This is a genomic window from Clostridium vincentii (assembly GCF_002995745.1).
Lineage (GTDB): Bacteria > Bacillota > Clostridia > Clostridiales > Clostridiaceae > Clostridium > Clostridium vincentii.
On record NZ_PVXQ01000004.1, the window covers coordinates 21958 to 44322 of the forward strand.

A 22365-nucleotide genomic window follows, 5' to 3' on the forward strand; every position below is an offset into this window, starting at 1 on the left:
AGACTTTATGGGAGTTTATTTCCTGCAGCTAAGTATATTTCATACCATTCTTGTCTAGTTAACACAATGTTTGATGCCTTACAGATGTCCTTAAGGCGATCAGAATTCATAGTTCCTACTATTGTTTGAATCTTAGCTGGATGTCTTAAAATCCATGCAGTAGCTATGGCAGTATTTGTTACACCTTTAATCTGTGCAATTTCATTTATCTTTTTATTAAGCTCTGGGAACTTATCATTATCTAAAAAGACTCCTTCAAACATTCCATATTGGTAAGGAGACCAAGCTTGAATTGTTATATCATTAAGACGGCAATATTCAAGTACGCTTCCATCCCTATCTATAGAAGAATCAACTTTCATATTTACGTTTATACCTGAATCTATCATTCCAGTGTTCATTATACTAAATTGAAGTTGATTTATAACTATCTTATTATCTAAATACTTGTTAAGTAATTGTATTTGCATTGGGTTATGATTACTTACTCCAAAATTCTTAACCTTTCCTTTACTATAAAGTTCAGCAAAAGCTTCACAAACCTCTTCCGGTTCCATAAGAGTATCTGGTCTATGCAATAATAAAGTGTCTACATAATCAGTTTTTAATCTTTTTAAACTAGCATCTACAGAACTTATAATATGCTCCTTTGAAAAATCATAAGAACCCTTCCTTATGGAACACTTAGCTTGAATAAGTATTTTTTCTCTTATATCATCATTCATATTAATAGCTTCTGCGAAAACTTCTTCTGATTTTCCACCACCATATATATCTGCATGATCGAAGAAATTAATCTCTTCTTCTAAAGCAGTCTTAACTATTCTCTCTGCAATATTTTTATCTTTACCTGCAATTCTCATACAGCCAAGTCCAATTTCACTAACCTCTAAATTACTATTTGCTATTTTAATTTTGTTCATTTAATTACCTCCCTAAATGTTATATCTTATGATAACATCGTTTTCATTTTTTCTCAACATCTAATAAATTTCAAAATTAAATATGGACATAAGAAAAGTAACCCCTATTTTTATTATTATTAAAAATATAGGTTACTTTAAATTATATCGATTATGATATTAATTCAGATATCTTATCTTCTGTTTCATTTCTATCTGTATATTTAAACTCTAAATTATTAATCATATCTTGATCACTCTGAGGTAATTGGCTAAATTGCTTTTTATCCTTAAATATATCAGTAGTTGGATTTTCTATAAGTAGATTTCCATCGCTATCACTTTTATAAATTGCAAAATATCCTTCGTATTCTTTTATATAATATTTGTTAGCCTCTATACTTTCCTCTATACTTCTCTTATAAGTAAGTTCAGTATCCTCTACAGCTTCTAAACTATATCCTTTCTTTTCTAGGACTTTGGTTAAATTCTGCTCACTTACTTGCCCTTCAAGAGCTAATTCATTTTTAATATCTTTTAAAGTAGTAACCCTTTCTTGGGTCTCTCCTTTAAACAATATTATTAAAACATCTTCACTTAAAACTGCTGCTTTATCTCTAGTAATAGCTGTTTGTTCTGCTTCTTCTTGTTCCAAGTTTTTATTTTCTAAATACTTATTGAATTGAAAAAAACTTCCTACAAAAATAATTGTTAAAATAATTACACCAATAAGTATACGTTTTTTAGTATCCTTCATCTTAATCACTCCCTATCGAGATTATTGACCCTTACCTTATATTTTATACATTTATATAAAATTAATTGACAAAAGCTCATAGCCAGCTTAAACTCTATACAGATGTATATACATCTAAAGTAAGTTTAAGGAGTTGTTAAAATTGATTTTAATTGAAGAGATTAAAAGACTAAAGAAAGAAAAAAATGCTCTCATACTAGCTCACCTTTATCAATCTCCAGAAATCCAAGATATTGCTGATATTGTAGGAGATTCTTATTTCTTAAGTAAAAAAGCAATGGAATCTGAGTCAAATCTTATCGTCTTTTGCGGTGTTAGATTTATGGCAGAAAGTGCAAAAATATTATCACCCAATAAAACAATACTCTTGCCTGCGAAGGATGCAAGATGTCCTATGGCTGATATGGCAGTTGTGTACAAGCTTCAAGCTTTAAAGGAAGATCATCCTAATGCTAAAGTAATTAGTTATATAAATACTAACCTAGATATAAAGGCTATGTCTGATGTTTGTGTCACTTCATCCTCAGCACTAAAAATAATGAATAATATTAAAGAAGATGAAATTATATTTGTTCCAGATAGAAATCTTGGAGAATATATAGGCGAGCATTTTCCTAATAAAAAGTTCATTTTATATGACGGTTTCTGCCCTGTTCATGAAAGAGTTGAAGAGAGTGATATTTTTGAACTTAGAACATTATACCCAACCTTTGAAGTATTAGTTCATCCAGAGTGTAATAAGCCTGTTCGTCTCTTGGCAGATTATATTGGAAGTACTTCTGAACTTATAACTTATTCTGCTACCTCGAGTGCTGATGGCTTTATCGTTGTTACTGAAGAGGGTGTACTTCATCAAATGAAAGCTAAAAGTCCAAACAAGAAATTTATTCCCCTCAAAAATTCAATGATTTGTCCTAATATGAAAATGACAACTCTTCAAGAGGTTTATAATTGCTTATTAAATGAATCAAATGAAGTTATTATAGATGAACAATCAAGATTAAAGGCTTTAAAAGCGTTACAAAACATGCATCTGTTAGGAGATAATTAATATGATTAAAACCTGTGACGTATTAATTGCCGGGACTGGTGTGTCTGGAGTATACTCTGCTTTAAATTTAAAAGAAAATCTAAAGATATTACTTATATCAAAGGAGGGTTTAAGGGATTGTAATTCTTATTTAGCCCAAGGAGGTATCTCTACTGCCTTAAATAGAGATGATATTGAGCCTTATATAAAAGATACCCTTATTGCTGGTAATTATAAAAATGATAAGGAAGCCGTAGAAGTTCTAGTTAGAGAATCAAGATCCAATATAGAAAGACTTATAAAGTATAATGTACCCTTTGATAGAACTGAAAAAAACACGTTGCAATATACAAGAGAAGGGGCACATAGTACATTTAGGATAGCTCATATTAAGGATCAAACAGGGAAATATATAATGGAAGCTCTATACAAAGAACTTGAAAAGAGAAGTAATATAGAAATTTTAGAAGAATGCACCCTTGTTGATATCATAAAAAAAGATAATAAATGTCTAGGTGGAATTTGTAATTATAAGGGAGAAGAAATTCAAGTACATGCAAAGTCGACCCTACTTGCAACAGGTGGCTTAGGCGGATTATTTACCTCTACTACAAATTTTTCTTCCTTAACTGGAGATGGAATATCTATTGCATTGAAAAACAATGTTGCTATAAAGGATATAAACTATCTTCAATTACACCCTACTGTTCTTTACGAAAAATTTTCTTCTGGTAAGAGACTCTTATTATCTGAATCCTTAAGGGGAGAAGGTGGAAAGATAAAAAATTTAAAAAGCCAAGAATTTGTAGATTCTCTTAAACCTAGAGATATAGTATCTAAAGCGATTCTTAATGAAATCGATAAAACTCCAGATACTCCTTTTGTTTACCTAGACTTAACTCATATAAACAAGGATTATTTAATTAAACGATTCCCCTTTTTATATAATGAGTGTTTAAAAAGAGGATATCATATGGAAAAAGACCTCCTTCCTATTTCCCCTGCTCATCACTATGCCATGGGAGGTATTAAGGTTAATTTATCGGCTCAGACAAGCCTTCCTAATCTTTATGCAGTTGGAGAAACAGCCTGTACTGGAGTTCATGGGAATAATAGATTAGCTAGTAATTCTCTTTTAGAAGGGGTGGTCTTCGGTTATAGATGTGCTCAAAAGATTAATAGTGACCTATACTTTTCGAATAGCTCTAATTACCCGACTAAAGAAGATTTAGTAGAATATTTAAAAGAAAAGGTGGATGAAAATTATGCTAAATTATTTAATTGTTGATGATTTAATCAGAAGAGCCCTTCAAGAGGATATGCCCTTTGGAGATATTACAACAAATGCTACAGTAGATGAAACCTGTATTGGGACTGTATCTGTATATGTTAAGGACGATGGAATTATTTGTGGAGTTAATGTCTTTAAAAGAGTTTTTGAAATTCTAGGTAATGTTGAAGCCTCCTTTACTGTACTAGATGGAAATCCTGTTGAAAATGGAGATAAAATTGGAGAGGTTTCTGGTAATGCCCGAAACATTTTGATGGGAGAAAGGATTGCCCTTAATTTAATGCAAAGAATGAGCGGAATAGCTACCACTACTAATAGATATGCTAAAGAAATTGAAGGACTAAACTGTAATGTTGTGGATACTAGGAAAACTACTCCACTATTTAGGCATTTAGATAAATATTCTGTCCTTTGTGGTGGAGGAGCAAATCATAGGTTATCCCTTTCTGATTCTGTATTAATTAAGGACAATCACATAGATGCAGCTGGTGGAATAAAAAAAGCTGTTGCTCTTGCTAAAAAGAATTCTTCCTTTACTACTAAAATTGAAGTTGAGACTGAAACTAAGGAAGATGTGCTAAACGCTATTGAAGCTAAGGCTGATATTATCATGTTAGATAATATGTCTACAGCTATGACTAAGGAAATGGTGGAACTTATTAATGGAAGAGCACTTATTGAATGTTCTGGAAATATTACTTTAGAAACCATTAGAGAATACGGCAAAACTGGAGTTGACTATATTTCCGTGGGCGCCCTTACCCATTCCTTTAATGTTTTAGATATATCCTTAAAAAACTTAATAATAAAGTAAAATGCAGCTAGTTAATCTTTTCTTATTAACTAGCTGCATTTATTATTTAGAGAACCTTTCACTATATCCGCATCTTTTGCAAAGTTCTTCTACTTTTTTTCTATTAGAGAATCCATTGTAAAAGTTCTTAGATCTATCCCCATTTAATATTTCATGAAGACTTTCTTTATATATATTTCCTAAGCTCATATCCCCTTCTCCATCAAGACAACATGGAACCACAGTGCCATCCACTAATATTCCAAAATGATCCCTTAAGCCATGGCAGAAACCAGTGTCCCCTAAGGGTTCAATATTCATATTAGGCCATTGAAATTTATCCGCCACATTTAAATATAAATTACCCATAAGTTTTGTTCTTTTTTGATTATTAAGAAGAGTTTTCAAATCCTCTTTATAATCGAAAACTTCCTTTATTTTATCCACTATATCAGCATTTAAGCTATTATCTCCCTTAATGCTATAGCTATCAAGATTCCATAGTCTCATAGCAGTTACGATACCTGTATTCTCATTAGCTTCCTTAATAAAGCCTAAAACTTCATCAAAATACTCCAAAAAGGAAACATCCTTATTATTTGCCTCAAAGCTATGTAGTGAAATATTAATTTGTCTTAAGGCTTTTGACTTAAATAATATATCCTTAACTTTCTTTAGGAGAGTTCCATTTGTAGTTATATTAACCTTAAAGTCCTCTTCATAGGCAATTTTCAGGAACTCCTCTAGATTTGGATTTAGTAAAGGTTCTCCCATTAGATGAAAATAAATATATTTTGTGTAAGGCTTTATTTCCTTTAGCACTATCTTAAATTCATCTACTGATAAAAATTTGCTTTCCCTCTGAGTTTTAGGACAAAAACTACAACTCAAATTACATACATTTGTTATTTCTATATATACCTTTTTATATGTTTTCATTTTATATTCCTTTTTATACTTTAGTTTATTTTTTCATACCCCTGTTATTATAAGCTGAATCTATGGTATTTTACAAATTTAATTCTACTATACCTCTTGTATATATCTATTATTTATGTTATTGTTAACAAGCAGTTGGTACAATAGTGCTAATTGGGGAGCCTAGGTGTCTTTCGCCGGATACTAGGCTCCCTCTGTTTATCCAATATTTTTTTACTAAATTATAATAAATATAAAAGCACTATATCAAATAGCGCTTTTTTTTGTGTCATATAATTTATATTTTTTATATACTAGTCTTAAAATAATACTCATTAACATTATCAATATCAATATCAATACAGCACAATGATAAAAAAATTCTTGTGGCAGTATATTAATAATCTGATCTACCCTTGGATTAAATATCCAATAGTCATTACTAAAAAATATTTTATGAAAAGCAGTGAAAGCACTGTCAAAATCAATAATAAAAATTATAAAAAGAACTACTGGAAGAATTATCAGCATTGAAGAACTTCCCTTTAAAAACCCAAGTCTTCTATTCTTAACATTAAAAAACACTCCTATAGCACTAAATATTCCCGTTATAACCAGAAGGTAATTAATAGCTGTAAAAAGTCCCTTAACATCTTTAAAATGTATTGCGCCATACTCTGTATATGGGATTGATGGTAGCTTAAACTCATCTTCCTTTGGACTTAATAAATAATCAATAACATAATCATAATTTTTTATTATTTCATCTCTACCAAACTTAGAATCTTCTTCAATATTTAAATAATCAATATCAAAATAATATAAAGGCTTAAACATTAACGTTAACTTTACTGCTGAAAAAATAATAAATAAGCTAAGGGTTATTGTTAGTAATATTTGAAATAGCTTATTTATGTAATTATGTCTATTCATTTAAAATCCTCCACTTGTTTATAGTTTATCCTCTGATTTCAACATCATTTTTTATTTAATAAATCTCTGCTATAATAAAATCCTCTATTTAAAATTCTTTGCTGCATTTTATTTTTCTGTATCTATAATTTCATATTATCATAACATTCCCTTTAAAACTATAAACTAGGTCTATGAGCCTTTATTATCTTCTCTATATTTTATACAAAAAGGCCTTTACACCCTTATGTTCCTATAACTTCTTTTCTATATATCTTCTTTTCTATTTATCTCGATATCTTTTTTTCTTCTTATCATTCTTGAATTTTCTGTATATATCTTAAATATAAAGATTAAGGAGGAGTATATTATGGCTAGAAAAAAACCTTTTAATCCCATTATAATTGAAATTAAAAGGTTTTTAAATTTAAATACTATATTATTCTTCCCATCCATCAGGGAACTCAGCATTATAATAAACTTCAGTCACATCGTCATTATCATCAAGTAAGTCCAACATCTTTTGGAACTTCTTAGCATCGTCTTCGTTAATTTCTGTATATAAATCTGGTATCATCTTAACTGCCGCATCTAGAAATTCTATCCCTTTGGATTCTAAACCTTCTCTAACTTGAGTGAAATCTTCTGGAGTTGTTGTTACTACGAAAATTTCTTCTTCATCTGCATTGAAATCTTCTGCCCCTGCATCAAGAGCCAGCATCATCATTTCATCTTCGTCTCTATCTTCTTTTTCAATAATGATTTCTCCTTTTTCTTGAAACATAAATTCTACACAGCCTGCATTTCCCATATGCCCGCCACCTTTAGTGAAAGCACTTCGAACAGTAGCTGCTGATCTATTTTTATTATCAGTAAGAGTTTCAACGATTACAGCTACTCCATTTGGTCCATAACCTTCATATACTATTGTTTCATAACTTACTGAATCCATTTCTCCTTCAGCCTTTTTAATAGCTCTAGTTATAACATCATTAGGCATATTTGCAGCCTTTGCCTTTGCAATAGCATCTCTAAGTTTAGCATTAGTATCTGGGCTAGCTCCACCACTTTTAATAGTCATAGCTAGTTCCTTACCTATTTTAGTAAATATTTTACCTCTTCGAACATCTACTTTACCTTTTTTTTCTTTAATATTACTCCATTTTGAGTGTCCTGACATGTTGATCCCTCCTAATATTTTCTAAATTAAGTTTATAAAATTATATCATATTTCTATACGGAATAAAATAATATACTTAAATAATAACTTCACTATATAATCTATTTTCTTCCATAAAATAAGCTCCCTCTTCACCTTTTTCAATAACTACCTTTCCGGAAGTCGCATCAACAATCTCTTTTTCTACAATATCTACTTTTCCAAATTCAGCCAAAATAAATATCTGAACCTTATCTGAATAAACAGAATCCTCTATATGCCAAAGACTTTGTGAACAAACATGTTGAACCTTTCCAAGTAAATCATAATCAAGGGTAATTGATATCCTAATACCTCGCACTTTCTCAACTACTCCAGCTGCTTTAATTGCAATTGAAGCACCCTTAGTATAGGCACGAGTAAGTCCTCCAGCTCCAAGCAAAACTCCTCCAAAGTATCTAGTTACAACAACAACACAATCTGTTATGCCACTTTTTTTTATAACCTCAAGTATTGGTATTCCTGCAGTCCCCTGAGGTTCTCCATCATCTGAATATCTTTGTATATCCATATTTTCACCCAGAGCGTATGCAAAACAATTGTGTCTTGCTTGCTTATGTTTTGACTTTATTTCATCTATAAACGCCCTTGCTTCCTCTTCTGAATCAACTCTCTTTGCATATCCAATAAATTCAGACTTTTTCTCTTTAAAAGAATCTTCACCAAAATTTCTAACAGTTATATACGACATAGCTCAAGTTCCTCCCTAATTATTTTTAGGCCCTTTGAAATTTTGTCTTTATCTGTTTGAGAAAACCCTATCCTAAAGGTTTTATTGCCATCCTTTATATTTCTAAAGAATAAGGCTCCTGGAGTTATATATACCCCTTTTTTTACAAGTCTTTGGAATAATAACTTTGATGTAATATGTTCATCTCTTAACGTTAAATAAAAACTTAATCCTCCACCAGGTTTATTGTAGCTTACACTATCCTTAAGTTCACTATCTATAAGTCTTGTCATAAGTTTATATCTCTTACGATATTCTATGCTTAAAGAAGAAATATTTTCTTTCCATTTCCCCTCTGCAATATACATTTCTAATGCTCTTTGCATAAGACTAGATGTTGCAATATCCGTATTAATTTTTGAATTTTGTATGCTTTCTTTAAATATCTTAGGTGAAACAATATATCCTATTCTTATCCCTGGTAGGAATATTTTAGAAAAACTTTTTATATAAACAACTCTATCATTTTTATCTAACCATTTAAAGGGTATGTAATCAACGGACTCATCATAAATTAATTCTGATAGATAATCATCCTCTATAATATAAAAATCATATTTCTGTGCTAACTCCATTATCTTCTTTTTCTTTTCTAATGAATAGCTAATTCCTGTAGGATTTTGAAAATAACTCATGGTATAAAAACAACTGATCTTATTTTTCTTTAAAACCTTCTCAAAGCTTTCAATATTAACTCCATCTTCTTCCATATCTACTTCAAATATATTTGCCCTTCGCCATCTAAATACTGATAAAGCACCACCATATGTAGGCTTTTCAACTATAACATTATCATTAATATTTAGGATAGCTTTAGAGGCAATATCTATTCCCTGTTGAGCGCCTGAAACTATAAGTATATCTTCATTATCTAGATCATTTCCCCAGAAAACTTTATTAATTGTTTTTCTCAAATTTTCATATCCAAGAGGATTTTGAGACACTAACGCCTCTGCTCCGTCCCTATCTAAAACTTTATTTATAATATCCTTAAAGTCCTTAATAGGAAATAGTAACTCCCCTGTGGTTTCCCCTGCAAAATCAATAGCTTCCTCTAAATTACCTGTGCTTAATCTTTTAAAAGTATTGGAATACTCCCTCATAAAGGTAGAAACCACCTCTTTTTTCTTAGCATATGTTCCACTACCTACCTTTTGATACGCAAATCCTTCTTGTTGAAGCTTTTTGTAGGCATTTACAACTGTTATCTTATTAACTTTTAGAAACTCTGTATAATCTCTGATTGGAGGAAGTTTTTCCCCATCCTCAATCACCTTAGTTTCAATTAGATTTTTTAAGTTATTTGCTATCTGAACATATTTAGGTACTTCTATCTCAAAATTCACTTTGAAAAATTCTTTAATATCCATAAATCCCACCTTCAGATTGTCTTATATATATAAACATTTTCTTCTAATATTTTATTTCCCTCTGAGTCTCTTAATATTCTTTTATTTTTTGTCACTACTTTTCTTTTTAAGAGCTCCTTTAATATATTCTCAATTTCAATATTAAATTCTCTAAAATCTTCATTATCTTTTATTTCATAGGCACTAAGGAATTCATTTTCCTTAGATAAATAATCTAATAGGAATTTGCTTGATAAAATTATGTTTTCATCTAAAAATTTATCTATGTATTCTATTGTATTTTGAATTGTTTTTCGTGACGGACTCTTTAAAAAAAGTTCTTCTACGATTACCTTAAACCTATTATCAATATTTGATGCCATGTTTAAAGAATCCTTAGATACTTGGTAGCCCATTAAGACTATAAGTAACTTTGAAAAACTGTCCAAGGTCCTAATTAATACTTCGTATGAGGTACTAATTCCACCAGTTTCAAGATATTTCTTACAAACATATGAGTCCTTTAGAAATTCGCCAAGATATACAAGTTTCAATCTTTCACTATGAATATCTATTGAATATCTAACTTTATCATATACTTTTACTATATCATTATCCTTATTAAAAACTAATTTAGATGTAAGTAATAGATTTCTTATTAGGCCCCTTTTCCCCTCTTTCTCATATAATTTAAAAAAGACCTCTTTATGTAATAATTTTGTATGAACAGGAATGCCTAGAACCTCTGAATGTACATCTCTTATTTTAGGAAACCCTGTTTCATATACAACAAATAAATCTATATCAGAGTCTTCCCAAACGTCCCCTGAAATTATACTGCCAAATGTAAAAATAGCTAGCACTTTTTTGTTTTTTTTCAGGGTATTCACTACGGATTGAAAAGCATTTTGTAACTGAGCAACAGTTTTTGCCATAGGCATTATCCCTCCTAAGGATTGTTACAGATAGTATAACATATTTATAATGCAAAAAAAATCCTGTAATGATTTCTATTAATATCATTACAGAACTTTATTTTATTTTATAACATTAATTATATATTCAATACTTTTATTATAAACTTCCTGATCTACCTCTACTTCCATAAAGGTACCTTCATCCCTGTAGTCTTCTGCTAATATCCTTCCATTTCTATGAAGAAATGATACCATATCTCCTTTGTCATAAGGGATTATATATTCTGCCTTAATTAAATTATATGGTAATTTTCTCTCTATTAATTGAAGTAACTCGTCTAAGTTATTTCCTTCCTTTGCAGATACTTCAATTATTTCATCATAATTCAAAGACTCTCTAAGGCTTATTAAAACTTCTTTATCTACCATATCAATTTTATTTAAAACTAATATAGTTTCCTTTTCCCCAGCACCAAGCTGTCCTAAAACGTCTTCTACAGCCTCCATTTGCTCTAATGCTACATCAGATGATGCATCTACAATATGGCAAAGTAAATCAGCATAAAGGACTTCCTCTAGAGTTGATTTGAATGCCTCTACTAAATCATGGGGTAGTTTTCTAACAAAACCAACAGTATCTGTTAATGTAACTAAACCTTTATTCTTAAGTACTATAGCTCTAGTTGTAATATCTAATGTTGCGAATAACATATCTGCTTCAAATACCTTTTCTTTACCCTTATTTTCTTTTACTGCTGCCATTTCACATAAAGCATTTCTTAGTGTAGATTTTCCTGCATTTGTATATCCCACCAAAGAAATATTAGGAATACTTTCTTTACTTCTCTTTACCCTTTGAACATCTCTATTTTTCTTGATTTTCTTAAGCTCGTCATTTAAATCATAAATACTTTCATCTATATTTCTTCTATCTGTCTCAAGTTTCTTTTCACCAGGTCCTCTAGTACCAATTCCTCCACCAGTTCTAGATAAAACAATTCCAAGACCTTGAAGTCTACTTTTTCTATATTTAAGTTGGGCAAGTTCTACCTGTATTTTTGATTCCTTACTTTTAGCCCTTCTTGCAAATATTTCTAATATAAGAGTAGTTCTATCTATAACCTTTGCTCCTGTAGCATTTTCTAAATTTCTAACTTGAGATCCAGATAGTTCATCATCAAAAATTATTAAATTTGCTTTTTTTATTTGTCTTAAAGATGTTATTTCTGAAACTTTACCCTTTCCTATGAAAAAGGCTGGGTCAATTCTGCTTCTACTTTGATATACTGTATCTAATACTGGTATATCACAGGCACTTGCAAGTTCCACTAATTCTGCTAAACTTTCTTTTGTATCAGAGCCAACTAGAATTGCTTTTTCCTCATCGTCCTCATTAATATCATTTTCTTTTATTAAGCTATCAATATGCCTTGCCCTATCTAAAATATTAGTTGCAAGTAGTTCTTCCATTGATAAATTACTCTTCTCCTCACAGATTAAAGTATCATTATATACATTTAACATTCCAATGGAAAAATCTATTACTTTTCCTTGTTGTATTCCAATAGCAACAATAGCATCTAGCTTTAATTTTGATAAAGCTGATAAATCTAATGCAGATAAATTACAGTAACCATTTGGATGGGTATGTATTACCCTAACTCCTGAAAGTCTTCCCTCTCTAATATCAAGTAAGGGTAATTCAACAGATGCTGAGTCTCCTATAGCAACTGAATGTACTTTTCCCTTCCTATCTATAGCTACACTAACTTCTCTATCAATTAAAGTTGATATTCTAGTCATTATATCTACAATACTTTCATTTACTACTTCATCTTTTGTAACTCTAACGGTATAAATTTGTTCTAATTCCTCTAAAAACAAATCTTTAACTCCACCTATATTTCCATTAATCATAATATTATCACCTCGTATATATTCCTATTTTTACACCTTTACTCTAATTTTATACTAACAATTACAAGTTGTAAACATAACCCTTGTTTTATTAAGCTATAATTTAAAGTTGCAACATTAATAAAAATTATGTAATATGAATTAGTATTAAATAAATAATAATACTAAAATTAAAAATATTTTATTTAGGCGGAGGATAATTATGGATACTAAAAAGCGTAATATTCTTTTATCAAAGGAGACTATAGATGAGAGAGTTAATATCCTTGGTAGGGAACTAGCAAAGGATTATGAAGGCAAGAATTTATATGTTCTTTCTTTATTAAGAGGTAGTTTTATATTTACAGCAGATTTAGTTCGTGCTATCGATGGCAAAGTTAAGGTAGGATTTATGACTACTTCAAGTTATGGCCATAGTGAGACAAGTTCCGGTGAAGTTAAAATTATAAATGATATTCCAGATAACATACAAGGTTATGATGTATTAATAGTTGATGATATCGTTGATACTGGATATACAATGGAATTTATAATAAACCACATTAAGAATCTTGGGGCTAATTCAGTTAAAAGTTGTGTTCTATTAGATAAGCCTTCAAGACGGAAGGCTAATATTCATCCAGATTATTGTTGTTTCGAAATAGAAGATGTTTTTGTTGTTGGATACGGGCTAGATTATGGTAATTATTATAGAAATGTTCCTTATGTTTTTAATTGGGAAAACTAGCTAGTAACTTTTTAATCATTATAAATTAATACATATTATTTAATTTATTAAGAATCAACAAATATATTTTTCATTGATTCTTAATAAACAAATATTTTACTTATTTGGTTTCTCCAAGATTAATTGCAGTGTTTGGAATTTTCCCTACTATTATTGTTTCCGATACTGGTATTTCACATGTAACAGTCATTTCTTCGTTATGTAAAGGGATGATTGTTTTAACAGTTGCCTCAACATTTAAATATATTTTATGTCGAGTTTGATTTATACCAGCACTTTCAAACACTGATTCATAAGAAACTTTAATACTCCCAATAGGCTTTATTTTCACAGTTACATTCGGTCCTAAATTATACATAACACTTTTATCAGTTATCCATCCAACAGGAACTTTCACCCCTAAATCCCCCATTTTTTGAAGTTTCTCATTACATTTTATTGAAAGTTGTGAGGATAAATAATTAAGTTTTACAGTATCTGCTCTTATTAGATTTATATCCCCCGCCTCATCCTTATCAATTATTATCATCTCATCATACTTAAACTCATCATTGAAAAGCTCCAGGCTAGTTTCACTTATGGTTTGAACTGTTTGCGCCTTAACCATACTTTGAGATTTTAATAAAACAGCAGGAAGAACTCTTGTATCAAAAAAATATAGAAAAAGATTAAATAAGGCAAAAATGGTAATTATAACTAGTATATAGGGCTTTATTTTTACTTTCCTCCGTTTTACATAATATTTCATATTCCACCTTTGTATTGAGTTATTAGTTTAATCATATTATAATTATGCTATGAGATAAATTATTATAATCAAATTGAATAAAATTCAGGAGGAACAAATGGCTATAGATAAAAATTTAAATAAACCAATTAGTTCTAAGACCTCTCCAGGGAATAATAATTCTCCCAACAAAAAAGAAAAGAAACCCAAAAGTAAGTTTAGAACTATTTTAAAAAGAACTTTCTTTGTATTCTTATTTTTATCATTAACTTTAATGGTTATAGGAGCTGGCTATATTTTTGCTGTTCTTAAGAGTACACCACCTTTAGATGTTAATGCAGTTACTAATTTAAGTCAGCCTACATCATTGTATGACGACAAAGAAGCCTTTATGGATACTTTGCATACAGAAGTCGATAGAACAATAATAACCTTCGATAAAATTCCTTTGGATTTAAGAGATGCTTTTATTTCCATAGAAGATGAGCGATTTGAATCCCATAGCGGTATAGATATTAGACGAATTGTTGGCTCTTTTTTAACAGATGTATCTAAAGTATTCTCTGGTGAAAGCGGGCTACACGGAGGTTCAACTTTAACTCAACAACTACTTAAAAACACAATTTTAACTGATGAAGATTTTATCGTAGAGAGAAAAATTAAAGAAATTTGGTTAGCTCTTAACCTAGAAAAAGAATTATCAAAGGATGAAATATTAAATCAATACTTAAATACAATTCCTCTAGGAGGAACATCTTACGGAGTGGAAGCAGCTGCAAAGCTTTATTTCGGTAAATCTGCATCTGAACTTACTCTTATACAATGTGCTTATATTGCTGGGGTTGCACAAGCACCAACCTACTACAGTGGTTATAATGAAAATAATATTAAAGACCCTACTCCTTACATTATTAGAACTAAATCTGTTTTAGGTAAAATGAAGGAGCTTGAGAAAATATCTGTTGATGAATACAATCAAGCTATAGCAGATATCGATGCTGGTAGTCTTGTGTTCTCATCTAAAAAAGAAAATTATACTCTTCAATATGAATGGTATATTAATCCAACAGTCTCTCAGGTTAAAGCGGATTTAAAAACAAAATATAAATATTCTGATGAGGAAGTATCAAAATTATTAGCAAATGGTGGTCTTAAGATTCAAACTAATATGAATAGAGAATTGCAAGATTACACACAAACTGCATTAAATAATTTTGGTGCCGGAAATGTTGGCCATGCAGAAACCTATATAGAGGGAACTAAAACTCCAGAATTTCAAGCATCAGCTACAATAGTTGACTATAAAACTGGTAAAGTTATTGCTATGATAGGTGGTCGTGGTGAACATGCTGCTCAATCAGCAAATAGAGCCTATACTTCCCTAAGGCCAATAGGTTCTACTACTAAACCTCTTACTGTTTATGGCCCAGCTATTAATGAAAAAATATTAACAGCTGGTTCAACAATTGATGACTCACCTATTCCTGAAAGCATAGGTAAACTTTATGGTCCAAGCGGAGATCCTTATGCTCCTAATAATGATGATTTTGCCTTTGCCGGTAATATTAGCTTAAGGGACGGTTTAACCAAATCAAAAAATGTGGCTGCTGTTTCAGTTGAACATGCCATAGGGTTAGAAACTGGTATTGCCTACGGTGAAAAAGTTGGTCTAATTTATAATGACGCTTCAAAATCTTCCATGGCGGCTTTGGCCCTTGGACAATTTAATAATGATAAAGATGGTGGTAATACTTATATAACTGCCTCGGCATTTGGAGTATTTGGTAACGGAGGAACTTACACCTCACCAAAACTTTATTCTAAGGTATTAGATGCTTCAGGCAATGTTATTCTAGAAGCTGAAGTTCAACAAAAGGAAGTATTCTCACCCCAAACTGCCTATATATTATATGATATTTTAAAGGGTTCTCGTGGTACCACAGGACCTGCTGCAAAATGGGGTGACATGCCTGTATCTGGTAAAACAGGTACTACAACTGATACCAAGGATTTATGGTTTACAGGTGTAACTCCATACCTTTCAGCCTCTGTATGGTTAGGTTATGATATTCCTGAAACAATGTCTGCTAATTCTAATAGTGCAGCAGGCGTCTGGGCTAAAATAATGGCTAAAGCTCATGAGGGTTATGAAGTTAAAGACATTGAACAACCTGATGGACTCGTGAAGGTTGCAGTTTGTAAAGACTCTGGCAAACTGCCTACGTCTCTTTGCTCTAGCGATCCAAGAGGTGATAGGGTTTATGAAGAACTTTTCATTGATGGAACTCAGCCCACAGGCTTATGTGAAAATCATGTTTTAGTTAAAATTAATAGGTTAAATGGTAAGCTTGCAACAGCTAATACACCACCTGGTCTAATTGTGCAGAAGGTATTTGTTAAGAAAGCTATTGCAAATCCTGCAGCAGATGATTATGAATCAACTGTTCCAACAGCAACTGATGATACAGTTGACACTTCAGTTGCTGACGCTGCAGCTGCTAAAGCTATTGCTGATGCAAAGAAAGCCACTGCTGATAAGGCTGCTACTGATAAGGCCGCTGCCGATAAGGCTACTTCAATAAAAGATGCTGCTACTAAAGCGGCTAAGGACGCAGCTAAAGCTATTACAGATGCCGCCAAGGACATTACTAATAAAAAGACATAAACTATATATAACTAAAAGAGTACTGATATTAATCTTATATTGATTAATATCAGTACTCTTTATTATTTGTTTTTTTATGCAGTTGTATTTGTAATATTACTCTTCTCAGTGTTATTTATATTTCCTGTATCTGTTGATATGAAATATCTTAACTTTATTTCTTTACTATTTTCGTCTGTTCCTTTAATAGTAATTATATAACATAATTCTAATGAATTATTATCCTTATTCGCATAAAATGCCTCATAACTATCTTCAGCAACTACTCCACCTTTATATAATTTAGAAAAATCTTCTAGTGCTATCTTTTGCCCTGTTTTAAAATCTAAATTAATAGCAATTGTACTTGGTTCCTTATCAATTGAAGAATTTGAATATCCATCAAGGATACCTGTCTCTTTATTAATATTTAGCGATAAATCATAACTGTAAAAAGCGTAACCATTTTCAAATTTAGAAAATACTATTGTATAATATGGTGAGCTCTTACCCACTTCTTCCTTTGTAACTTCCTTAAATTTGAATCCACTTTTATATATTTCATTTAAATACTCTTCTCCTAAATTTTCTGCCTCATCAGGTTTTATTTTAATCTCTGTAGCCTTACTATTCTTATTACTAAAGCCTAATACATTATAATCTGAATCCACATTAATTCTATAGTCTCCTACTGTTATACTATAATATTCTTTTTTGTTTTCAGAATCACTTTTCTTAGTAGATTTATAATCATTATTTCCCTCATCCATCGTAATTATATTATTACTCTGTAGTTCGTTCATAAATTTTTCAGCAGCCTTAATTTGTTTCGAGCCGGCACCAACAAAAACATACACTGATATTATTGCACCTATCAAAAGAAAAATGAAGGATCCGAAAATTATAATAGTTTTACTTTTATAACTCATTAGTTACCTCCAACACACAACTTTATTTAATATTTTTTGTCTTCTCTTGCTTCTTATTCTACAACACTAATTATTTTTAATAAAGGTTTTTATTGTTTCTCTTCATATTTAATGCTCAGTATAAACAGTATTAATCTCTTGCTATTCATAATTTTAGTATAAAAGCATGAAAACTATTGATTTTATTGAAAAAAATTTATATAATGGCTTTGTTTAGTAATTTTAAACTTTAAGTTTAGTAATAGTTATTATTAATAAATAGATTGTAGGTGTAAATTTTGCAAATAGGTGAAAAAATTAGAAAATTAAGAACAGAAAAACAGTTAACTCAAGAAGAGTTAGCAAATAGATGTGAGCTTTCAAAGGGCTTTATATCTCAGGTAGAACATGATTTAACCTCCCCGTCTATTGCAACTCTTATGGATATGTTAGAAATATTAGGTACAAATTTAACTGAATTTTTTAGCGAAGTGGAGGAAGAGAGAGTAACCTTTGGCTATGAAGATATGTTTGAAACTGAAGATGATAATCTAAAATATAAACTTATGTGGCTAGTTCCTAATGCTCAGAAAAACGCAATGGAACCCATTATGGTAACTTTAGAGGCTGAGGGCAGATATGTAGATGAGGCGCCTCATGAAGGTGAAGAGTTTGGCTTTGTTTTATTAGGAAGTATTCTTTTGCATTTAGGTAATAGACAATATAAAGTGAAGAAGGGTGAAAGCTTCTACTTTAAAGCTAAAGAAAGTCACTACATTTCAAACCCTTGTAAAACTCAAGCTAAGATTATTTGGATTAGCACTCCCCCATCCTTTTAAATATAAAAAGAAAGAGGTGTTTGAATGACTAAAAATATAATTGAATTAAAAGGAATTACAAAGCACTATGGAGATACCATTGTTTTAAATAATTTATCCATAAATATTAAGAGTAATGAATTTCTAACTCTTCTGGGTCCTTCTGGTTGTGGTAAGACTACCACCCTCAATATAATAGCGGGGTTTGAGACCTCAGACTCTGGCGAAGTTATTTTTAAAGGCAATGATATTTCAAATACTCCACCAAACGAACGACAATTAAACACAGTATTTCAAAAATATGCTCTATTTCCTCATATGGACGTTTATGAGAATATAGCCTTTGGGCTTAAAATAAAAAAGCTTCCTAATGATACAATAGATATTAAAGTTCAGGAAATGTTAACCTTAGTCTCCTTATCTGGCTTTGAAAAAAGAAATATTCAATCTCTAAGTGGTGGACAGCAACAAAGAGTTGCTATTGCAAGAGCGCTTGTAAATGAGCCCGAAGTCCTTCTTTTAGATGAGCCTTTAGGTTCTCTAGATTTAAAACTTAGAAAAGAAATGCAATTAGAGCTTAAAAGTATACAACAAAGACTTGGAATAACCTTTATTTTTGTAACTCATGATCAAGAAGAGGCTTTAACCATGTCAGATACCATTGTAGTTATGAACAAAGGTGGGATTCAACAAATGGGGTCTCCTGAAGATATTTATAATGAACCTGCTAACTCTTTTGTGGCTAATTTTATTGGAGAAAGCAACATATTAGATGGAATTATGGTTGAAGACTTAAAGGTTATTTTTTGCACCAAGGAATTTAACTGTGTTGATAGGGGTTTTAATCCTAATGAAAAGATTGATGTAGTTATTAGACCTGAGGATATTAAAATAGTTTCTAGTAAAAAGGGGATGCTTCAAGGAACCGTTAGATCTGTTATTTTTAAGGGTGTTCATTACGAAATGATAGTTGAGGGAAATAACAGATCCTGGATTATACAGAATACTAAATGTCATGATGTAGATTCTATTATTGGATTAGATATTTATCCAGAGGATATTCACATTATGAGAAAGGTAGCACGTAATGAATAAAAAAAGAAACACCCTAGCAGCATATCCTTATATTCTTTGGTGTTGCTTATTTATTATAATCCCCTTATTAATAGTTTTATTTTTCAGCCTAACTGAAGTTTCAGGTGATAGTTATGAATTTTCATTAGGAAACTATACTAGATTATTAAATCCTCAGTATGGAATGATATTCTTCCGTTCTATTAGACTTGCTTTAATTTCAACCTTAGCTTGTTTAATTATAGGATATCCAGTGGCTCATATAATTTCAAAAATTTCCTCTCCTAGAAGGAATCTTGTAATTATGCTTTTTATAGTACCTATGTGGATGAATTTTCTCTTAAGAACCTATGCATGGTTACCTATCCTAGGCAAAAATGGTTTAATCAATAATATAGTAGGATACTTTGGGATAAATCCTATTCAATTTTTATATAATGATGGTGCTGTTCTTCTTGGAATGATATATAATTTTCTTCCATTTATGGTGCTACCAATATATACAATTTTAATTAAGATGGATACCAATTTAATTAATGCTGCTCGAGACCTTGGAGCTGACAGAAAAACTATCTTTAGTAAAATTGTTTTTCCTTTAAGCATTCCTGGAGTAATATCAGGATTTACTATGGTATTTATGCCAGCTGTATCAACTTTTATTATTTCAAGTTTACTTGGTGGTGGACAATCTATGCTCCTTGGAAATTTAATAGAGCAACAATTTACCACCATGGGTGATTGGAATTTAGGATCTGCTATCTCCTTACTTATGATGCTTGTAATATTAATTTCTATGGCAATTATGAATAGGTTTGATAAAACTGATAAGAAAGGAAGTGCTACACTATGGTAAATAAATTTGAAAGCTTTCTTACAAAGTTTTATCTTATTATTGTTTTTATTTTTCTATATACTCCCATAGTTACATTAATGGTTTTTTCATTTAACGATTCGAAATCTATGGCCAATTGGGATGGTTTTACCTTTAAATGGTATGGAGAATTACTTCAAAATGATAAGATATTAAGTGCTTTATACTATACTATATTGATTGCTGTCTTAGCTTCAGTTATTTCAACTATTATTGGAACTATAACTGCAATAGGTATTCATAATATGAAAAAGGGTGCATCAAAGAAACTTTTACTTAATACAAACTATCTTCCAATATTAAATCCTGATATTGTTACCGGTATTGCGCTTATGTCCTTATTTATATTTTTAAAAATGAACTTTGGATTTATTACAATGTTACTTGCACATATTACCTTTTGTATACCTTATGTAATATTATCTGTTTTACCTAAACTTAAACAGCTTCCTCAGAATACTATCGAAGCTGCCCAAGACTTAGGTGCCACTTATTTCTATGCCATAAAAAAAATAATCATCCCTCAGATAAAACCAGGGATATTCACAGGCTTTCTAATGGCCTTTACTATGTCTATAGATGACTTTGTTATTTCTTTCTTTACAGCAGGTCCTGGAGTAACTAACCTATCAATAGAGATATACTCCATGGCAAGACGTGGTATTAAACCTGAAATTAATGCTTTATCTACTCTTATGTTTATAGTAGTATTAATTTTATTACTTATAGTAAATAAAAAACAAATGGTAGGAGGTAAAGCGTTTGAAAAAACTAAATAGATTTCTTGCTTTAGCTTTAGCTAATATTTTATCTGTAGCTTTATTGGTTAGTTGTGGACAAGATGCTGGTGATTCTAAAATAATTAATGTTTTTAACTATGGTGACTACATTGATGAAGATCTGATAAGTAACTTTGAAGAAGAGACTGGATTTAAGATCCAATACTCAACCTATGATACAAATGAAAAGATGTACTCTAAAATCAAATCTGGAAGTAACAGCTATGATTTAGTTTTTCCCTCAGATTATATGATTGAAAAGATGATTGCAGAGGATATGGCTGAGAGAATTAACTTTGATAACATTCCTAATTATCAATATATAGATGAAGATTATAAAAACCTTGATTATGATCCATATAATAAGTACTCAGTTCCTTATATGTGGGGAACTATTGGTATAATCTACAATCCTGAGGTCATAACAAGCCCTGTTACGAGTTGGGATATCCTTTGGGATGAAACTTACTCTAAGGATATAGTAATGTTTGAATCAGTTCGTGAGACCATGTCCATCGGTCTCAAAAAACTTGGATACTCAATGAACTCTACAGACCCAGATGAAATTAGACAGGCTGCTGACTTACTGATTGAACAAAAACCTTTAGTAAAAGCTTGGTTTGTGGATCAAGTTAAGGATTGTATGATAGAAGATGGGGCTTCCATTGCTACTGTATGGTCTGGAGATGCAGCTTATATTATGGCTGAAAATCCTAAACTTAAATATGTAGTTCCAATTGAAGGTTCAAACAAATGGTTTGATTCTATGGTAATTCCTAAATCATGCACTAATAAAGAGGGCGCAGAAGCATTTATAAACTTTTTGACAGACCCTGAAAATTCCAAACAAAATGTTGATTATATCGGATACTATACTCCTAATTCCGAAACATTTGAAATGCTGGATGATCAGGTAAAGGAAACTTATCCTTCTGATGAAATCTTAGATGATTGTGAAGTTTATAGAAGTCTTCCAAATGACACACTTAAATTCTATAACGATGAATGGATTAGAATAAAAAGCTAATGAAAAAATTCCTGAAGAAACTTTTTTTAATAAAGATTTCTTCAGGAATTTTTTA

At 30.8% G+C, this 22365-nt stretch carries 21 protein-coding genes; 10 read left to right on the forward strand and 11 right to left on the reverse strand.

Annotated features, from left to right (window positions below):
- Window positions 1-5: 5 nt before the first annotated feature.
- Both CLVI_RS02605 and CLVI_RS02610 read right to left on the reverse strand, forming a co-directional pair.
- Complete coding sequence (locus tag CLVI_RS02605; RefSeq protein WP_106058561.1) at window positions 6-923, reverse strand: aldo/keto reductase; 918 nt, start codon at window positions 921-923, stop codon at window positions 6-8.
- 151 nt (window positions 924-1074) lie between these two features.
- Window positions 1075-1659 (reverse strand): hypothetical protein, encoded by a 585-nt coding sequence (locus tag CLVI_RS02610; RefSeq protein ID WP_106058562.1) that lies wholly within the window; start codon window positions 1657-1659, stop codon window positions 1075-1077.
- 142 nt (window positions 1660-1801) lie between these two features.
- Between CLVI_RS02610 and nadA the strand changes: the two genes are divergently transcribed.
- Genes nadA through nadC form a run of 3 tightly spaced genes read left to right on the forward strand, consistent with a single transcriptional unit; the run spans window position 1802 to window position 4794 of the window.
- Window positions 1802-2710, forward strand: coding sequence for a quinolinate synthase NadA (nadA, locus tag CLVI_RS02615; RefSeq protein ID WP_106058563.1), 909 nt, complete (start codon window positions 1802-1804; stop codon window positions 2708-2710).
- A 1-nt stretch (window position 2711) separates the two neighbouring features.
- Entirely contained in the window at window positions 2712-3977 is a 1266-nt protein-coding gene (locus CLVI_RS02620; RefSeq protein ID WP_106058564.1) for an L-aspartate oxidase, read from the forward strand.
- The gene (gene nadC, locus CLVI_RS02625) at window positions 3955-4794 is read left to right on the forward strand and encodes a carboxylating nicotinate-nucleotide diphosphorylase (protein WP_106058565.1); all 840 of its coding nucleotides are present in this window, start codon (window positions 3955-3957) and stop codon (window positions 4792-4794) included. The genes CLVI_RS02620 and nadC overlap by 23 nt, the downstream gene beginning before the upstream one ends.
- A 42-nt stretch (window positions 4795-4836) precedes the next feature.
- Here nadC and CLVI_RS02630 read toward each other — a convergent pair whose 3' ends face one another.
- From CLVI_RS02630 to hflX, 7 genes are all read right to left on the reverse strand, one after another.
- Window positions 4837-5712 (reverse strand): radical SAM/SPASM domain-containing protein, encoded by an 876-nt coding sequence (locus CLVI_RS02630; RefSeq protein ID WP_106058566.1) that lies wholly within the window; start codon window positions 5710-5712, stop codon window positions 4837-4839.
- Between the two features lie 246 nt (window positions 5713-5958).
- Window positions 5959-6624 carry a TIGR01906 family membrane protein gene (locus CLVI_RS02635; RefSeq protein WP_106058567.1) on the reverse strand — a complete coding sequence of 222 codons (666 nt, stop codon included), beginning with the start codon at window positions 6622-6624 and terminating at the stop codon, window positions 5959-5961.
- A gap of 418 nt (window positions 6625-7042) precedes the next feature.
- A complete protein-coding gene (locus CLVI_RS02645; protein WP_106058569.1) occupies window positions 7043-7783 on the reverse strand; it encodes a YebC/PmpR family DNA-binding transcriptional regulator in 741 nt (246 codons plus the stop codon).
- Between the two features lie 76 nt (window positions 7784-7859).
- Window positions 7860-8513, reverse strand: a complete 654-nt coding sequence (locus CLVI_RS02650; RefSeq protein WP_106058570.1) for a YigZ family protein — start codon at window positions 8511-8513, stop codon at window positions 7860-7862.
- Window positions 8501-9922 (reverse strand): MocR-like pyridoxine biosynthesis transcription factor PdxR, encoded by a 1422-nt coding sequence (gene pdxR, locus CLVI_RS02655; RefSeq protein WP_106058571.1) that lies wholly within the window; start codon window positions 9920-9922, stop codon window positions 8501-8503. Before pdxR ends, CLVI_RS02650 begins: the two co-directional genes overlap by 13 nt.
- A gap of 11 nt (window positions 9923-9933) precedes the next feature.
- Window positions 9934-10836 (reverse strand): nucleotidyltransferase domain-containing protein, encoded by a 903-nt coding sequence (locus CLVI_RS02660; RefSeq protein WP_106058663.1) that lies wholly within the window; start codon window positions 10834-10836, stop codon window positions 9934-9936.
- Between the two features lie 102 nt (window positions 10837-10938).
- A complete protein-coding gene (gene hflX, locus CLVI_RS02665; RefSeq protein WP_106058572.1) occupies window positions 10939-12735 on the reverse strand; it encodes a GTPase HflX in 1797 nt (598 codons plus the stop codon).
- 202 nt (window positions 12736-12937) lie between these two features.
- On the opposite strand from hflX, the gene hpt reads away from it, so the two are divergent.
- Window positions 12938-13462 (forward strand): hypoxanthine phosphoribosyltransferase, encoded by a 525-nt coding sequence (hpt, locus tag CLVI_RS02670; protein ID WP_106058573.1) that lies wholly within the window; start codon window positions 12938-12940, stop codon window positions 13460-13462.
- Window positions 13463-13562: 100 nt separating this feature from the next.
- Here hpt and yunB read toward each other — a convergent pair whose 3' ends face one another.
- On the reverse strand, window positions 13563-14210 hold the full coding sequence (yunB, locus tag CLVI_RS02675; protein WP_106058574.1) for a sporulation protein YunB: 648 nt from the start codon (window positions 14208-14210) through the stop codon (window positions 13563-13565).
- Window positions 14211-14307: 97 nt separating this feature from the next.
- Between yunB and CLVI_RS02680 the strand changes: the two genes are divergently transcribed.
- Window positions 14308-16854, forward strand: coding sequence for a transglycosylase domain-containing protein (locus CLVI_RS02680; protein ID WP_106058575.1), 2547 nt, complete (start codon window positions 14308-14310; stop codon window positions 16852-16854).
- Window positions 16855-16928: 74 nt separating this feature from the next.
- Here the strand turns inward: CLVI_RS02680 and CLVI_RS02685 are convergent, their stop codons facing one another.
- Window positions 16929-17762, reverse strand: a complete 834-nt coding sequence (locus tag CLVI_RS02685; RefSeq protein ID WP_106058576.1) for a hypothetical protein — start codon at window positions 17760-17762, stop codon at window positions 16929-16931.
- A gap of 278 nt (window positions 17763-18040) precedes the next feature.
- On the opposite strand from CLVI_RS02685, the gene CLVI_RS02690 reads away from it, so the two are divergent.
- Genes CLVI_RS02690 through CLVI_RS02710 form a run of 5 tightly spaced genes read left to right on the forward strand, consistent with a single transcriptional unit; the run spans window position 18041 to window position 22310 of the window.
- The gene (locus CLVI_RS02690; protein ID WP_106058577.1) at window positions 18041-18580 is read left to right on the forward strand and encodes a helix-turn-helix domain-containing protein; all 540 of its coding nucleotides are present in this window, start codon (window positions 18041-18043) and stop codon (window positions 18578-18580) included.
- 24 nt (window positions 18581-18604) lie between these two features.
- Window positions 18605-19654 (forward strand): spermidine/putrescine ABC transporter ATP-binding protein, encoded by a 1050-nt coding sequence (gene potA / locus CLVI_RS02695; RefSeq protein ID WP_106058578.1) that lies wholly within the window; start codon window positions 18605-18607, stop codon window positions 19652-19654.
- Window positions 19647-20486 (forward strand): ABC transporter permease, encoded by an 840-nt coding sequence (locus CLVI_RS02700; protein ID WP_106058579.1) that lies wholly within the window; start codon window positions 19647-19649, stop codon window positions 20484-20486. The genes potA and CLVI_RS02700 overlap by 8 nt, the downstream gene beginning before the upstream one ends.
- Entirely contained in the window at window positions 20480-21283 is an 804-nt protein-coding gene (locus CLVI_RS02705) for an ABC transporter permease (RefSeq protein WP_106058580.1), read from the forward strand. Before CLVI_RS02700 ends, CLVI_RS02705 begins: the two co-directional genes overlap by 7 nt.
- On the forward strand, window positions 21267-22310 hold the full coding sequence (locus CLVI_RS02710) for an ABC transporter substrate-binding protein (RefSeq protein ID WP_106058581.1): 1044 nt from the start codon (window positions 21267-21269) through the stop codon (window positions 22308-22310). Before CLVI_RS02705 ends, CLVI_RS02710 begins: the two co-directional genes overlap by 17 nt.
- Window positions 22311-22365 lie beyond the last annotated feature (55 nt).

What these genes read in the sequence shown, in the direction of transcription:
- pdxR (WP_106058571.1), bottom strand. Translation starts at nt 9,922, where the DNA reads ATGGATATTAAAGAATTTTTCAAAGTGAATTTTGAGATAGAAGTACCT.
- CLVI_RS02680 (WP_106058575.1), top strand. Translation starts at nt 14,308, where the DNA reads ATGGCTATAGATAAAAATTTAAATAAACCAATTAGTTCTAAGACCTCT.
- yunB (WP_106058574.1), bottom strand. Translation starts at nt 14,210, where the DNA reads ATGAAATATTATGTAAAACGGAGGAAAGTAAAAATAAAGCCCTATATA.
- hflX (WP_106058572.1), bottom strand. Translation starts at nt 12,735, where the DNA reads ATGATTAATGGAAATATAGGTGGAGTTAAAGATTTGTTTTTAGAGGAA.
- CLVI_RS02605 (WP_106058561.1), bottom strand. Translation starts at nt 923, where the DNA reads ATGAACAAAATTAAAATAGCAAATAGTAATTTAGAGGTTAGTGAAATT.
- CLVI_RS02650 (WP_106058570.1), bottom strand. Translation starts at nt 8,513, where the DNA reads ATGTCGTATATAACTGTTAGAAATTTTGGTGAAGATTCTTTTAAAGAG.
- CLVI_RS02685 (WP_106058576.1), bottom strand. Translation starts at nt 17,762, where the DNA reads ATGAGTTATAAAAGTAAAACTATTATAATTTTCGGATCCTTCATTTTT.
- CLVI_RS02645 (WP_106058569.1), bottom strand. Translation starts at nt 7,783, where the DNA reads ATGTCAGGACACTCAAAATGGAGTAATATTAAAGAAAAAAAAGGTAAA.
- CLVI_RS02700 (WP_106058579.1), top strand. Translation starts at nt 19,647, where the DNA reads ATGAATAAAAAAAGAAACACCCTAGCAGCATATCCTTATATTCTTTGG.
- potA (WP_106058578.1), top strand. Translation starts at nt 18,605, where the DNA reads ATGACTAAAAATATAATTGAATTAAAAGGAATTACAAAGCACTATGGA.
- hpt (WP_106058573.1), top strand. Translation starts at nt 12,938, where the DNA reads ATGGATACTAAAAAGCGTAATATTCTTTTATCAAAGGAGACTATAGAT.
- CLVI_RS02635 (WP_106058567.1), bottom strand. Translation starts at nt 6,624, where the DNA reads ATGAATAGACATAATTACATAAATAAGCTATTTCAAATATTACTAACA.
- CLVI_RS02630 (WP_106058566.1), bottom strand. Translation starts at nt 5,712, where the DNA reads ATGAAAACATATAAAAAGGTATATATAGAAATAACAAATGTATGTAAT.
- CLVI_RS02660 (WP_106058663.1), bottom strand. Translation starts at nt 10,836, where the DNA reads ATGGCAAAAACTGTTGCTCAGTTACAAAATGCTTTTCAATCCGTAGTG.
- CLVI_RS02705 (WP_106058580.1), top strand. Translation starts at nt 20,480, where the DNA reads ATGGTAAATAAATTTGAAAGCTTTCTTACAAAGTTTTATCTTATTATT.
- CLVI_RS02610 (WP_106058562.1), bottom strand. Translation starts at nt 1,659, where the DNA reads ATGAAGGATACTAAAAAACGTATACTTATTGGTGTAATTATTTTAACA.
- CLVI_RS02620 (WP_106058564.1), top strand. Translation starts at nt 2,712, where the DNA reads ATGATTAAAACCTGTGACGTATTAATTGCCGGGACTGGTGTGTCTGGA.
- nadC (WP_106058565.1), top strand. Translation starts at nt 3,955, where the DNA reads ATGCTAAATTATTTAATTGTTGATGATTTAATCAGAAGAGCCCTTCAA.